Origin of the sequence: Delftia tsuruhatensis NBRC 16741 (genome assembly GCF_001571325.1) — a bacterium.
GTDB classification, from domain to species: domain Bacteria; phylum Pseudomonadota; class Gammaproteobacteria; order Burkholderiales; family Burkholderiaceae_C; genus Comamonas; species Comamonas tsuruhatensis.
This window is the reverse complement of record NZ_BCTO01000086.1, coordinates 1-12,898: the sequence shown is the minus strand read 5'-3', so window position 1 is coordinate 12,898 and position 12,898 is coordinate 1. Positions and strand designations below refer to the sequence as shown.

Annotated in this window: 11 protein-coding genes, 4 tRNA genes and 1 pseudogene; 8 read left to right on the top strand and 8 right to left on the bottom strand. The window is 65.1% G+C overall.

What is annotated here, in order from left to right:
* Positions 1-102: 102 nt before the first annotated feature.
* From DTS01S_RS28050 to DTS01S_RS28030, 5 genes are all read right to left on the bottom strand, one after another.
* Positions 103-177 (bottom strand) — tRNA-Thr (locus tag DTS01S_RS28050).
* A gap of 43 nt (positions 178-220) precedes the next feature.
* Positions 221-294 (bottom strand) — tRNA-Gly (locus tag DTS01S_RS28045).
* A gap of 55 nt (positions 295-349) precedes the next feature.
* Positions 350-435: transfer RNA gene (locus tag DTS01S_RS28040), tRNA-Tyr, on the bottom strand.
* 90 nt (positions 436-525) lie between these two features.
* Positions 526-601, bottom strand: a tRNA-Arg gene (locus tag DTS01S_RS28035).
* 82 nt (positions 602-683) lie between these two features.
* A complete protein-coding gene (locus tag DTS01S_RS28030) occupies positions 684-1,322 on the bottom strand; it encodes a TetR family transcriptional regulator (RefSeq protein WP_026061988.1) in 639 nt (212 codons plus the stop codon).
* 192 nt (positions 1,323-1,514) lie between these two features.
* Here DTS01S_RS28030 and DTS01S_RS28025 point away from each other — a divergent pair, with 192 nt between their 5' ends.
* From DTS01S_RS28025 to DTS01S_RS28010, 4 genes and pseudogenes are all read left to right on the top strand, one after another.
* Complete coding sequence (locus DTS01S_RS28025; protein ID WP_017403783.1) at positions 1,515-2,807, top strand: efflux RND transporter periplasmic adaptor subunit; 1,293 nt, start codon at positions 1,515-1,517, stop codon at positions 2,805-2,807.
* A gap of 15 nt (positions 2,808-2,822) precedes the next feature.
* Positions 2,823-5,978 carry an efflux RND transporter permease subunit gene (locus DTS01S_RS28020; RefSeq protein ID WP_017403782.1) on the top strand — a complete coding sequence of 1,052 codons (3,156 nt, stop codon included), beginning with the start codon at positions 2,823-2,825 and terminating at the stop codon, positions 5,976-5,978.
* Positions 5,971-7,425 (top strand): efflux transporter outer membrane subunit, encoded by a 1,455-nt coding sequence (locus DTS01S_RS28015; protein WP_026061987.1) that lies wholly within the window; start codon positions 5,971-5,973, stop codon positions 7,423-7,425. The genes DTS01S_RS28020 and DTS01S_RS28015 overlap by 8 nt, the downstream gene beginning before the upstream one ends.
* A 208-nt stretch (positions 7,426-7,633) precedes the next feature.
* Positions 7,634-8,164 (top strand): annotated as a pseudogene (locus tag DTS01S_RS28010) (c-type cytochrome); the annotation flags it as partial.
* A gap of 57 nt (positions 8,165-8,221) precedes the next feature.
* Here the strand turns inward: DTS01S_RS28010 and DTS01S_RS28005 are convergent.
* Both DTS01S_RS28005 and DTS01S_RS28000 read right to left on the bottom strand, forming a co-directional pair.
* Positions 8,222-8,773, bottom strand: coding sequence for a DUF2946 family protein (locus DTS01S_RS28005; protein WP_016453557.1), 552 nt, complete (start codon positions 8,771-8,773; stop codon positions 8,222-8,224).
* Positions 8,774-8,778: 5 nt separating this feature from the next.
* Positions 8,779-9,765: a YheT family hydrolase gene (locus tag DTS01S_RS28000; protein ID WP_017403780.1), complete on the bottom strand. Its 987-nt coding sequence runs from the start codon at positions 9,763-9,765 to the stop codon at positions 8,779-8,781.
* 145 nt (positions 9,766-9,910) lie between these two features.
* Between DTS01S_RS28000 and DTS01S_RS27995 the strand changes: the two genes are divergently transcribed.
* The 4 genes from DTS01S_RS27995 to DTS01S_RS27980 all read left to right on the top strand — a co-directional run bounded on the left by DTS01S_RS27995 (position 9,911) and on the right by DTS01S_RS27980 (position 12,321).
* A complete protein-coding gene (locus DTS01S_RS27995; RefSeq protein WP_016448491.1) occupies positions 9,911-10,498 on the top strand; it encodes a LemA family protein in 588 nt (195 codons plus the stop codon).
* A gap of 33 nt (positions 10,499-10,531) precedes the next feature.
* Positions 10,532-11,416 carry a TPM domain-containing protein gene (locus tag DTS01S_RS27990; protein ID WP_026061986.1) on the top strand — a complete coding sequence of 295 codons (885 nt, stop codon included), beginning with the start codon at positions 10,532-10,534 and terminating at the stop codon, positions 11,414-11,416.
* Position 11,417: 1 nt separating this feature from the next.
* Positions 11,418-11,960 (top strand): TPM domain-containing protein, encoded by a 543-nt coding sequence (locus DTS01S_RS27985; RefSeq protein WP_016448493.1) that lies wholly within the window; start codon positions 11,418-11,420, stop codon positions 11,958-11,960.
* Positions 11,961-12,060: 100 nt separating this feature from the next.
* Positions 12,061-12,321, top strand: a complete 261-nt coding sequence (locus DTS01S_RS27980; RefSeq protein ID WP_016448494.1) for a hypothetical protein — start codon at positions 12,061-12,063, stop codon at positions 12,319-12,321.
* Between the two features lie 65 nt (positions 12,322-12,386).
* Here DTS01S_RS27980 and DTS01S_RS27975 read toward each other — a convergent pair whose 3' ends face one another.
* Positions 12,387-12,803 (bottom strand): F0F1 ATP synthase subunit epsilon, encoded by a 417-nt coding sequence (locus DTS01S_RS27975; protein ID WP_012202358.1) that lies wholly within the window; start codon positions 12,801-12,803, stop codon positions 12,387-12,389.
* Between the last annotated feature and the right edge of the window lie 95 nt (positions 12,804-12,898).

Below are 12,898 nucleotides of genomic sequence, written 5' to 3'. Positions count from 1 at the left end.
ACGCTCGAATTTTTCTTTAGCCATTTTTCCGACTCCGAAAAAAATCTAAATCACTACAACAGGATTTGGCGCAACCCCATCTAGCGAGCGCACCAGAGAGAATGGTGCCCATGGGCAGGATCGAACTGCCGACCTCTCCCTTACCAAGGGAGTGCTCTACCACTGAGCCACATGGGCCTTGAAGCCGCCGAAGCAACCTCAAAAAACTTTGCTTGCAAACTGGAGCGGGAGACGGGAATCGAACCCGCGTCATTAGCTTGGAAGGCTAGGGTTCTACCATTGAACTACTCCCGCACAGATTGACTGCACGCTGCCACCTTTTCAGATGACTTCTCTTCTTCACCATTACTGGTGGAGGGGACTGGATTCGAACCAGTGTAGGCGTAAGCCAACAGATTTACAGTCTGCCCCCTTTAGCCACTCGGGCACCCCTCCGAAGAGATTTGAATTCTAGCACCGTTTTTTTCGTCTGAAAAAATTCAGTGCATTTTTTTCTCAGGCCACCGGGGCGATCCAAGAAAAATGTGGCGCGGCTGGCGGGGATCGAACCCACGACCCTTGGCTTCGGAGGCCAATACTCTATCCACTGAGCTACAGCCGCTCAAGGCATCGCTGCCCTGCACAAGCCGATGATTGTCGCATGACTTTGCACTACCGCGTACAAGCCCCGCGGCCCCGCCCGCTCATTGGGCAGGAGCCTCCGAAACCGTGAAGCCCAGCCCGCGCAGGCAGACATCCACCGCCTGGGCACCCACTTGCTTGAGATCGAAAGCCCGCCCCAGCAGCCAGCTCTGCAGCAGCCCGTCAAACATGGCGCACAGTGCGATCGATGCCTGGTGCGCCGACATGGGCATGGTGACCGCATGGCTTTCGGCAGCGGCACACAGCGCCAACTCCAGCCGGGACGAAAAGGAGTCCAGTGCCGCACGATTGCGCTCCTGCACCGGCATGAGTTCGCCCACGTACTCCACCTTGAGCAACAGGATCTCGAAGACGCGCCGCGTGCTGTCGTCATCCGCAATGCGCCCGAAGACCACCGCCATCAGGCGCCGCACATATTCCAGCGCATCGCATTCGGAGTCATCTTCGCAGTCGCCCTGAGCGGCCTGCTCCAGCGGGAGCGTGACGCGATCCAGCATGGCATAGAAGAGATCCAGCTTGTCCTTGAAATGCCAGTAGACCGCACCGCGCGTGGCGCCGGCTCGCTGGGCAATCTCGTTGAGCGAGGCCCGGGCGACACCCTGCTCGTAGAACACTTGCTCCGCAGCGTCCAGCAGACTGTTGCGCGTTGCAAACGCATCTTCTTTCGTTCGTCGTGCCAAGATGTATTTCCTTCCATCGTTGAGCCCGGCCATGCCACGCTACGCCATGCTTCGCGCCGCCTTGCAGCAACTGCGGTCATTATACATTCATGTATGTATGTATAATCCGCGACTTGCCCGTGGACACGGGCGTTCCGGATAGCGCTGACCGGAACGTCAACATCGTTATTTGATTCAGCACAAGGACCCATCATGCCCAGCACACGCAGCAATGTGTCAGCCGCTCCGTCCCCTTACAACAGTCTGCGCCTCACCACCGTGGCCCTGGCCGTCACCGCCGCAATGGCCATGGCCGCCTGCGGGAAAAAGCCCGAAGAACAAGCTGCCGCACAGCAGCAGATGCCCGCCGTCCCTGTAGGTGTGGTGGTGGCCACCCCCGCCGATGTGGGACTTGTGACCGAGTTGCCCGGCCGCGTGGACGCGCGCCGCGTGGCCCAGATCCGGGCCCGCAGCGCCGGCATCGTGCAGGAGCGCCTGTTCAAGGAAGGCAGCGACGTGAAGGCCGGCCAGGTGCTGTACCGCATCGATCCGGCGCCCTACCAGGCGACGCTGCAAAGTGCCAAGGCCACGCAGGCCCGTGCCGAGGCCAACCAGGCCCAGGCACTGGCGCAACTGGAACGCTACCGCCCGCTGGTTGCCGCCAACGCGATCAGCAAGCAGGACTTCGTCAATGCAGAGGCTGCCTACAAGCAGGCCCAGGCTGACGTCGCGGCCGGCAAGGCCTCCGTGCGGACCGCCGAGATCAATCTTGGCTATACCAGCGTCACCGCCCCCATTTCTGGCCGCATCGGCCAGTCTCTGGTGACCGAAGGCGCGCTGGTCGGCCAGGGCGAGGCGACCCCGCTGGCCGTGGTCCAGCAGATCAATCCGGTCTATGTGAATTTCACCCAGTCGTCCAGCGAAGCCTTCCGGCTGCGCCGCGCGATGGAGCAGGGCAAGCTCAAGAAGGCCGATGGCGCCGAAGCCGCCAGCGTCGAGGTGCGCCTGGACGATGGCACGGCCTACGAACTCAAGGGCAAGCTGCTGTTCACCGACCTGACCGTGGACAGCTCCACCGGCCAGGTCACGCTGCGTGCCGAGGTGCCCAATCCCAAGGGATTGCTGCTGCCCGGCATGTATGTGCGCGTGCGCATGGAGCAGGCCCAGGCGTCCAACGCCATTGCCGTGCCCCAGCAGGCGGTGACGCGCACCGAGACCGGCGACACCGTGAGCGTGGTCAGCGACGACGGCAAGATCACCAAGCGCCAAGTGAAGGTGACCACGGCCCAGAACAACCAATGGCTGGTCAGCGAAGGCCTGCAGGCGGGTGAGAAGGTCATGGTCGACGGCTTCCAGAAGCTGCAGATGCTGCCGCCCGGCACGCCGGTCAAGCCCGTGCCCTGGCAGCCCGAGGCCGCAGGTGCCCAGAAGCCGGCCGGCGCGGCAGCGCCAGCCCCGCAAGCCGCAGCCGATGCCAAGCCTGCGGACCAGGCAGACAAGAAGTAATCAAGGGGCTCAGCAATGGCCAAGTTCTTTATTGACAGACCGATCTTTGCATGGGTCGTCGCGCTATTCATCATCGTCCTCGGTGGTATTGCGCTGACCAAGCTTCCGATCGCTCAATACCCCAAGGTGGCTCCTCCGGCCATCGTCATCAACACCGCCTATCCAGGCGCGTCCGCGAAGGTGCTCGAAGACAGCGTGCTGTCCGTGATCGAGCGCGAGATGAACGGCTCGCCCGGTCTGGTCTACATGGAGTCTGTGGCCCAGGCCGATGGCACGGGCAGCATCACCATCAGCTTCGAGGCCGGCACCAACGTGGACCTGGCGCAGGTGGACGTGCAAAACCGCCTGTCGCGCGCCACGCCGCGCCTGCCTGCGTCCGTGACGCAGCAGGGCGTGCGCGTGGACAAGGCGTCGTCCAACTTCCTGCTGTTCATCATGCTGTCGTCCGAGGACGCCAAGGCCTATGACACGGTGGCCCTGGGCGACTATGCCTCGCGCAACATCGTGCCCGAAATCCAGCGTGTGGCCGGCGTAGGCCAGGCACAGCTGTTCGGCACGGAAAAGGCGATGCGCATCTGGTTCGATCCCGCCAAGCTGCAGGGCTACAAGCTCTCGGCCGAGGACGTGACGGCCGCCATCCGCAGCCAGAACGCCCAGGTGGCCAGCGGCGCCATCGGTGACCTGCCCAACATCACGGGCCAGAAGATCGCCGCCACGGTGACGGTGATGGGCCAGCTGTCTTCGATCGGCCAGTTCGAGAACATCGTGCTGCGCGCCAATCCCGATGGCTCCACCGTGCGACTCAAGGACGTGGCCACCATCGAGATCGGCGGCCAGGCCTACGCGACCTCCGCCCGCCTGAACGGCAAGGATGCCGTGGGTATCGGCGTGCAGCTGACGCCCAGCGGCAATGCGCTGGCCACGGCCAAGGCCGTGCATGCACGCATGGAGGAACTGAAGAAGTTCTTCCCCAAGGGCGTGAATTACTCCATTCCCTACGACAGCTCCAAATTCGTGAGCATCTCCATCGAGAAGGTGGCCCACACGCTGCTGGAAGCCATCGTGCTGGTGTTCCTGGTGATGTACCTGTTCCTGCAGAACTGGCGCTACACGCTGATCCCGACCATCGTGGTGCCCATTGCACTGCTGGGCACCTTCGCGGTCATGCAGGCCGTGGGCTTCTCGATCAACGTGCTGGCCATGTTCGGCATGGTGCTGGTCATCGGCATCGTGGTGGACGACGCCATCGTGGTCGTGGAGAACGTCGAGCGCATCATGAGCGAGGAAGGCCTGCCGCCGCGCGAGGCCGCGATCAAGGCCATGGGCCAGATCTCGGGCGCCATCGTGGGCATTACGCTGGTGCTGATCGCGGTGTTCATACCGCTGGCTTTCTTCGCGGGGTCCACCGGCAATATCTACCGGCAGTTCTCCATCGTGATGGTCGCCTCCATCAGCTTCTCGGCCTTCATGGCGCTGACGCTGACACCGGCTCTGTGCGCAACGCTGCTCAAGCCCGTGGAGGCCGGCCACAACCACGAGAAGAAAGGCTTCTTCGGCTGGTTCAACCGCACGTTCGCACGCTCGGCCAAGTCCTATGAAGGCTGGGTGGCCCGCCTGCTCAAGCGCTCGGTGCTGATGATCGGCGTGTACCTGGCCGTGATCGCCGGTGCCGTGGTGGTGTTCCGTGGCCTGCCGACCTCGTTCCTGCCGACCGAGGACCAGGGCTACTTCATCGTCAACGTGCAACTGCCTCCTGGCGCCGCCAAGGAGCGCACGCTGGAAGTCATGAAGCAGGTCGAGGAGGCCGTGCTGCCGCAGCCCGAAGTGGCCAACATGGTCAGCGTGCTGGGCTTCAGCTTCTCCGGCCAGGGCCAGAACGCCGCCCTCGCCTTCGTGCCGCTTAAGGACTGGTCCGAGCGCAAGGGAGCGGACTCCACGGTGGATGCCATGACGGGCCGCATCATGGGCATGACGGCGGGCATACGCGACGCCTTCGTGTTCGCCGTGAACCCGCCGCCCATTCCCGAACTGGGCAATGCCGTGGGCTTCTCGTTCCGCCTGCAGGACCGTGCCGGCCACGGCCACGATGCGCTGATCAATGCGCGCAACATGCTGCTGGGCATGGCCGGGCAGAGCAAGGTGCTGGCCGGCGTGCGTCCCGACGGCCTGGAAGACGCACCCCAGCTGCGCATCGAGATCGACCGCGACAAGGCCAACGCACTGGGCGTGGACTTCACCTCGATCAATGCGGCGCTGTCCACGGCACTGGGCTCGTCCTACGTCAATGACTTCCCCAACCAGGGTCGTCTGCAGCGCGTGATCGTGCAGGCCGACGCTCCGGCCCGCATGCAGCCCGACGATCTGCTGCGCCTGAACGCGCGCAATGCCAAGGGCGATCCGGTGCCGCTGTCCACGTTCGCGACCACCAAGTGGGTCAAGGGCGCGCAGCAGACGGTGCGCTACAACGGCTACCCGGCCGTGCGCATCGAAGGCTCGGCTGCTCCGGGCTTCAGCTCGGGGGATGCCATGGACGAGATGGAAAAGCTGGCTGCCAAGCTGCCCGAAGGCTTCGGCTTCGAGTGGACCGGCCAGTCGCGTGAGGAAAAGCTGGCGGGCTCGCAAGCCATCTTCCTGTACGCCTTCGCCATCCTGGCCGTGTTCCTGTGCCTGGCCGCTCTGTACGAGAGCTGGTCGATTCCGCTGTCGGTGATTCTGGTCGTGCCGCTGGGTCTGCTGGGCGTGGTGCTTGCCACCTTGCTGCGCAACTATTCCAACGACGTGTACTTCCAGATCGGACTGGTGACGGTGATTGGCCTGTCGGCAAAGAACGCCATCCTGATCGTGGAGTTCGCCAAGGACCTGCAGGCCGAAGGCAAGGGCCTGATCGAGGCCGCGCTGGAAGCCGCGCACCTGCGGTTCCGGCCCATCATCATGACCTCGCTGGCCTTCGGCCTGGGCGTGGTGCCTCTGGTGATCGCCTCCGGCGCCAGCTCCGCCAGCCAGCGTGCCATCGGCACCGGCGTGCTCGGCGGCATGATCACCGGCACCGTGCTGGCCGTGCTGTTCGTGCCCACCTTCTTCGTCGTGGTGCGCAAGCTGTTCAAGGGCAAGATCAAAACGCACAACCCGCCGTCCACACCGGCCGGCAAGGAGGCCTTGAGCCATGATTAATCGCAGTACCCCGGTGGCCATCGCCACCGCCGTGCTCCTGGCGGGATGCTCGCTCATCCCCACCTACGAGCGCCCTGCCGCTCCGGTCGCGGCCCAATACACCAGCGCGAACGCCACTGCTGCGGCAGAAGGCGGAACGGCTGCCGCACAGCTGCCCTGGCAGGATTTCTTCCAGGACGCACGCCTGCAGCAACTGGTGCGCACCGCGCTGGACAACAACCGCGACCTGCGCGTGGCCGCGCTCAATATCGAGCGCGCCCAGGCGCAGTACCGGATCACGCGCGCCGACCAGTTCCCGACGGTCGGTGCAGGCGTCAACGCCAGCCGCGCCCCGAATACCACGGGCTCCGGCACCAAGTACGTCAACAGCTACCAGGTCGGCCTGGCCGTGACCTCCTGGGAGCTGGACTTCTTCGGGCGCATCGGCAGCCTGAAGGAAGCGGCCCTGGCCCAGTACCTGGCCACCGAGGAAGCGCGCCGCGCCGCGCAGACCAGCCTGGTGGCCGCCGTGGCCAGCGGCTGGTACACGCTGCTGGCCGACGAGCAGTTGCTGAAGATCTCGCGCGACACGCTGCAGACCCGCGAAGAGTCGATCAAGCTGACCAAGCTGCGCTTCGACACGGGCGTGGCCTCCGAGCTGGACTACCGCCAGGCCGTCTCGCTGACCGAAGCTGCGCGCGCCACCCTGGCGCAGCAGCAGCGCCAGCGTGCCCTGGACGAGAACGCCCTGGTGCTGCTGCTGGGCCAGGCGCTGCCTGCGGACGTGGTCGCCAGCCTGGGCTCCAGCCAGGGCCTGCGCGACACGGCCGACCTGCCTGCAGTGCCGGCCGGCCTGCCGTCTGACCTGCTCACGCAGCGCCCCGACATCCGCCAGGCCGAGCAGCAACTGATCAGCGCCAATGCCAACATCGGCGCGGCGCGTGCGGCCTTCTTCCCGCGCATCACGCTGACCGGGCAGTTCGGCACGGCCAGCAACGAGCTGTCGGGCCTGTTCAAGAGCGGCAGCTGGGGTTTCACCCTGGCGCCCTCGGCCCTGCTGCCCATCTTCGATGCGGGCCGCAACTCGGCCAATCTGGCTGCGGCCAAGGTCGATCGCGAAGTGGCCATTGCGCAGTACGAGAAGTCCATCCAGAGCGCCTTCCGCGAAGTCTCCGACGCACTGGACAGCCAAGGCACGCTGCGTGACCAGATCATGGCCCAGCGCGCCCAGCTCGAAGCCGAGCAGGCACGCCTGAAGCTGTCCGACCTGCGCTACAGCAACGGCGTGGCCAGCTACCTGGACCTGCTGGACGCACAGCGCACCCTGTTCGCGCTGGAGCAATCCACCGTGAGCGTGCGCCTGGCGCAACTGCTCAATCAGATCGAGCTGTACAAGGCTTTGGGCGGCGGCTGGACCGACAGGACGGCGACAGCGGCTGCAACCACGCAAACTCCCGCGCAGCAATAACCGCATCTGCCGCGCCAACCGCAAAGAGGCGTTCACCGCAAGGTGAACGCCTCTTTGTCATTCAGTGCGGCAAGCATTTGCCAATTGCTTGATCCATCTCATGGCATATGTGCGTCCCAGGTCAACCCGGGTCTGCGCGCAGTGTCTGCAAGAGGGCCGTCGATATAATTTGTTGTTGACTCACGCCCCCACAACACAAGAGGACTTCATGAGCGCAACCCACACCGAAGAAGCCCATACGGGCCCGATCAAGAATCCCAGGCAACTGCTGATAGCGGTGTTTTTCTCGTTCGTGGTTCCGGTGTTCGTGATCATCGGACTCGTGCAGTACGTGAGTTCGGCCGACAAGTCCGGTGCCGGCGCTTCCCAGACCGAAATGGCCAAGGCTCAGCGCCTGCAGAAGATCGGCCTTGTGGAGATCCGTGATGCCAACCGCCCCCTGCGCGCGGGCGAAGAGGTCTACAAGGGCCAGTGCGCCGCTTGCCACGCCACGGGCGCTGCAGGAGCACCCAAGTTCGAGGATGCTGCGGCCTGGGGCCCTCGCCTTGCACAGGGACTGGAAGGCCTGGTGCACTCGGCACTCAAGGGCAAGGGCGCCATGGCCCCTCAGGGTGGCGGCGACTTCAACGACACCGAAATTGCACGCGGCGTGGTCTACATGGCCAACGCAGCGGGCGGCAAGTTCGAAGAACCCAAGGCCCCTGCCGCAGAAGGCGCCGCGGCAGAAGGCGCAGCAGCCCCCGCCAATTGAGCAACACGCGGGACTTCTGGAACCAACCGGCTTCGGCCGGTTTTTTCATGCCCGCGCAGGACTGCGCACGAAACCGTAGCGCTGCGGCAACGCCTCGGCCCGCACCTCTTCACAGGCCGGCAACGCGCCCGCCTCCAGCGCAGCCGCGGCATCGATCATGTCCTGCGTATGGACCAGGCCCAGGCCGGAAGGCGTCGCCAGGTACAGGCGCCCCGTCTCGTCCATCAGCGCTTCGGTGATGGCCCCGGCATCCAGTTCGGCTCCTGTATGGCTGTGCATCTGCAGGCCCTCGCCATCCCAGCGCAACCGCCATATCCAGGGAGCATTCTCCAGCTCCACATACACGCGCTGGGGACCGTTCTGGAAGAACCATCGACCATCGGGCTCGGCCAGGTAGTTGCGGGCGATGAAGTCCGCCAGCTTTTCGTTGCGCACCTCCGCGCCCTTGGCTCCCGGGATTGCGCTGTCGAAAGCGCCGCTGGCCTGGGCCTGTTCATCGCGCAGATACCAGCGCCCGCGCTCGTCCAGCCCCAGCCAGCCGCTGCAGGCAGGCACATGGGGCCATTTGGCCATGGCCTGCTTCACGATATCGTCCATTGCATTCATCCTTTTTCGCTGTGCGCCAGCCACTGCGTGACGGCCTGCGGCATGGCCAGTACATGTCCCGGCCAACGCCCCTGTGCAAAACCCACATGACCGCCGTGCGGCGGATGCCACAGCGTAACCCGCGGGCCGACTTCGCCTGGCGCCGGCAGGCTGTACGAAGGGACAAAGGGATCGTCCAGCGCATTGAGCAGCAGTGCAGGCACGGCAATGCTGCCCAGCAGCGGTTTGGCCGCCGCCCGATGCCAATAGTCCTGCGCATCACGAAAGCCGTGGACCGGCGCAGTGAACGCATCGTCAAACTCTCTCAGATCACGCGCACGCAGCACGGCATCACGATCGAAGAGACCGGGAAACTGCGCCCACTTGAGCAGCGCCTTGGGCACCAGGGTGCGCAGGAACATGCGCGTGTAGATCCAGCGGTTCAGCCCTTTCCCCAGCGCCGTTCCCCCGGCGGCCAGGTCCAGCGGCGCACTCACCGCCGCCAGGGCCTGCACCAACTCGGCAGCCTTGTCCGCCTGCACGCCCGCCCAGCGTGCCAGCGCATTGCCGCCCAGGGAGACACCGACCGCATGCAGCGGGCGAGAAGACCGCTCGCGCAGGCGGCGCAGTATCCAGTCCACCTCCTGCACATCGCCCGAGTGATAGGCGCGCGGCGCCCGGTTGACCTCGCCGCTGCAGCCGCGAAAGTGCGGCACGGCCATGTGCCAGCCGCGCTGTTCGGCCACACAGGCCATGGCCTGGGCATAGTGGCTGTTCGCAGAGCCTTCAAGGCCATGGAAAAGCACCAGCCATGGCGCATCGGCAGGCAGGGTGGGAGCACTGCCGAAGGCGACATCGATGAAGTCGCCATCCGGGGTATCCCAGCGCTCCCACCGCCACCGGGGTGCCGCATGGCCGGCCGGCCGACGGTGTGCGAACAGCGCCGGCCAGATGGTCTGTGCGTGGCCACCGGGCAGCCAGCGCGCCGCGTTGAATTGATGCATAGAGCCCGTTTGCAGTCCTTGTCCCAGTCGCTGCGAATGGCCTTTGCCCTACAGGGCGGCGGGCCAGGTGCGCAGCACAATCGCCAGCGATGCGCAGCATCGTGCACGATACTGTCTTCCATTGTCGCTTTCAGGTTGTCATCTCATGAAACGTCTAATCGCCACACTTGCCACCGTTCTGGTACTGACCGGCTGCGGCTACAACGATTTCCAGCGCCTTGACGAACAGACCAAGTCGGCCTGGAGCGAGGTGCTCAACCAGTACCAGCGCCGTGCCGACCTGGTGCCCAACATCGTGGCCTCGGTCAAGGGCGAGGCCAATTTCGAGCAGGAGACCCTGACCAAGGTGGTGGAGGCACGCGCCAAGGCCACCTCCATCCAGGCCACGCCCGAGCTGGTCAACAACCCCGAGGCTTTCAACAAGTTCCAGCAGGCGCAGGGTGAGCTGTCCAGTGCGCTGTCCCGGCTGATGGTGGTGGCCGAGCGCTACCCCCAGTTGCAGGCCAATCAGGGCTTCCGTGACCTGCGCGTCACGCTGGAGGGCACGGAGAACCGCATCACCGTGGCGCGCAACCAGTACATCCAGGCCGTGCAGTCCTACAACGTGCTGGCGCGCAGCTTTCCGACCAATCTGACGGCCAAGGTCTTCAGCTATGAGCCCAAGCCCACCTTCAGCGTGCAGAACGAGGCCGAAATCTCTCGCCCGCCCACGGTGGACTTCGGCAACAAGTAAACCGTGACCACATCCCTGGCGCCGCTCTGGCGCATGCTTTGCGCCCTGCTCCTGGCAGCGTTGTTGCTGCCAGGCAGCGCGCTGGCGCAGGCTCCGCAACCCGTCCCCCCGCTGACGGCCCGGCTCATCGACCAGACGGGCACGCTGTCGCCCGACGAGGCACGGGCCATTGAAGACAGGCTGCGCAGCATTGAACAGAAGTCGGGCTCGCAGGTCGTTGTGCTGATGGTGGCCACCACGGTGCCCGAGGACATCGCCGCCTATGCCTGGCGCGTGGCCAGCGACTGGAAGATAGGCCGCCGCGACGTGGGCGACGGGCTGTTGATGGTGATTGCCAAGAACGACAGGCGCATGCGGCTGGAAGTGGCCCGCGCGGTGGAAGGCGCCATCCCCGACCTGGCTGCCGCTCGCATCATCGACCAGCAGATGACCCCGCGCTTTCGCCAGGGCGACTATGCGGGCGGCATCGCCGCTGCGCTGGACCAGGTGGCTGCACGCATTGCGGGCGAGCAGTTGCCGGCCCCCTCCCCCAATGCCCCTTCTTCCAAAAGCCCGGACCGTGGCTTCGACATGGAAGACCTGATGCTGTTCTTCTTTTTCGGTGTGGTCATCGCGGGCCCCATCCTGCGCTCGATGCTGGGCCGGCCCCTGGCCTCGGTGCTGGCAGGCACAGGCGCCGGCATTGCCGCCTATGTGGTGACCACCAGTCTGCTGGTGGCAGGCGGAGCGGGCATCATCGCTCTGCTGTTCACCTTGCTGGGCAGCGGCCGCTCCGGCAGGGGTGGCGGTGGATGGGGCGGAGGGGGTGGCTACGGCGGTGGTTTTGGCGGAGGCGGCGGACGAAGCAGTGGCGGCGGAGGCTTCAGCTCCGGGGGAGGCGGCAGTTTTGGGGGCGGCGGCGCCTCGGGGAGTTGGTGAGATGGCGGCTGCGATCACAGGCTTTGTTCAGCGTCTGGTCCGGCTGCTGCGCCACCATTGGGCCGAAGGGCAGCTGCGGCGTGCACTCCCACCCGAGACCCTGGCGGAGCTGGAGCGCCTGATCACCATGAGCGAGCAGCGCCATACAGGACAGATCCGTATCTGCGTCGAGCCCGGCCTGCCGCCCAGCTACATCTGGCGCGATGCCACGCCGCGCGAGCGCGCCATCACGCTGTTCGGCAAGCTGCGCGTCTGGGATACCGAGCACAACAACGGCGCCCTGATCTATCTGCTGCTGGCCGACCACGCCATCGAGATCGTCGCCGACCGCGCCCTGGCGCGCACCCTGCCTGCGCAGCAGTGGCAGACGCTGATCAGTGACATGCAGGCCGCTTTCCAGGGCGGCCACTATGCCATGGGCATGACGGCGGCGCTCGAGCGCGTGAGCCTGCTGCTGGAAACCAACTTCCCGCGCGACCCGTTGCAGCCTGTGCACGAAGGTGGCGACAATCTTCCCGATACCGTCGTGATACAGCGGCACTGAGGCAAAACGACCCTCAGGCCGAGCGCCCCCCTTCATCGAGCTATCGCGGGCACGGAGGCTGTGATAGCGTCACGCCATTTCATCAAGGAGCATCCACACCATGAAGAACACCCTGGCCCGCCTGGGCCTGCTGGCCGCCGTGCTGGCCCTGAGCGCCTGCGCAAGCCCCGTCCTCGATGACTCGCAAGAGTACGACTATGTGCTCAGCTGCAAGCTGCGCGAGGACGACCCCAAGCGATGCGAGCAGCAGATCCGCGCGCTGTGCCCCGTGCCAGCCAAGGCCGTGACGCACAAGTCGCGCACGGTCGACCCCAAGGACAACGCAGTGACCTACGTCTACCAGGCCCGCTGCGGCGACTGAGACGCCTTCGCACCATGAAAAAAGCCGCCCGAGGGCGGCTTTTTTGCGGCTGGTCCCGGGAGGGCTCAGCGCTTTTGGCGGAACTTGCGCAGGGCCGCGATCTGGGCGGCCATGACGGCCAGCTCGGACTGGGCACGCGCCAGATCGACTTCGCTCTTGGCGTTCTTCAGCGCTTCCTCGGCTTCGAGCTTGGCCTTCTCGGCCTTCTCGGCGTCCAGGTCGGCACCGCGGATGGCGGTGTCGGACAGCACGGTCACGCAGTTGGGCTGCACTTCCAGGATGCCGCCGGCCACGAAGACGAACTCTTCGCTGCCGTCAGCCATCTCGATACGCACCGAGCCGGGCTTGATGCGCGTGATCAGCGGAGTGTGGCGGGGAAAAATGCCCAGTTCGCCGGATTCACCGGGCAGGGCGACAAAGCGCGCTTCACCGGAGAAGATGGACTCTTCGGCACTGACCACATCAACGTGGATGGTGTTCATCTTTGCTCCTCAGAAAAGGTAGGACTGGAACTTGGAACCGGCAGGGCCCAGATCGGGGACACCGAGCAAGGGCCGCCCCTCGGCGAGGGTGTCGT

Excerpts from the sequence above, each read along its gene's own strand:
- DTS01S_RS28025 (WP_017403783.1), top strand. The coding sequence starts at position 1,515 with ATGCCCAGCACACGCAGCAATGTGTCAGCCGCTCCGTCCCCTTACAAC.
- DTS01S_RS28020 (WP_017403782.1), top strand. The coding sequence starts at position 2,823 with ATGGCCAAGTTCTTTATTGACAGACCGATCTTTGCATGGGTCGTCGCG.
- DTS01S_RS28015 (WP_026061987.1), top strand. The coding sequence starts at position 5,971 with ATGATTAATCGCAGTACCCCGGTGGCCATCGCCACCGCCGTGCTCCTG.
- DTS01S_RS28005 (WP_016453557.1), bottom strand. The coding sequence starts at position 8,773 with ATGGACGATATCGTGAAGCAGGCCATGGCCAAATGGCCCCATGTGCCT.
- DTS01S_RS28000 (WP_017403780.1), bottom strand. The coding sequence starts at position 9,765 with ATGCATCAATTCAACGCGGCGCGCTGGCTGCCCGGTGGCCACGCACAG.
- DTS01S_RS27995 (WP_016448491.1), top strand. The coding sequence starts at position 9,911 with ATGAAACGTCTAATCGCCACACTTGCCACCGTTCTGGTACTGACCGGC.
- DTS01S_RS27990 (WP_026061986.1), top strand. The coding sequence starts at position 10,532 with ATGCTTTGCGCCCTGCTCCTGGCAGCGTTGTTGCTGCCAGGCAGCGCG.
- DTS01S_RS27985 (WP_016448493.1), top strand. The coding sequence starts at position 11,418 with ATGGCGGCTGCGATCACAGGCTTTGTTCAGCGTCTGGTCCGGCTGCTG.
- DTS01S_RS27980 (WP_016448494.1), top strand. The coding sequence starts at position 12,061 with ATGAAGAACACCCTGGCCCGCCTGGGCCTGCTGGCCGCCGTGCTGGCC.
- DTS01S_RS27975 (WP_012202358.1), bottom strand. The coding sequence starts at position 12,803 with ATGAACACCATCCACGTTGATGTGGTCAGTGCCGAAGAGTCCATCTTC.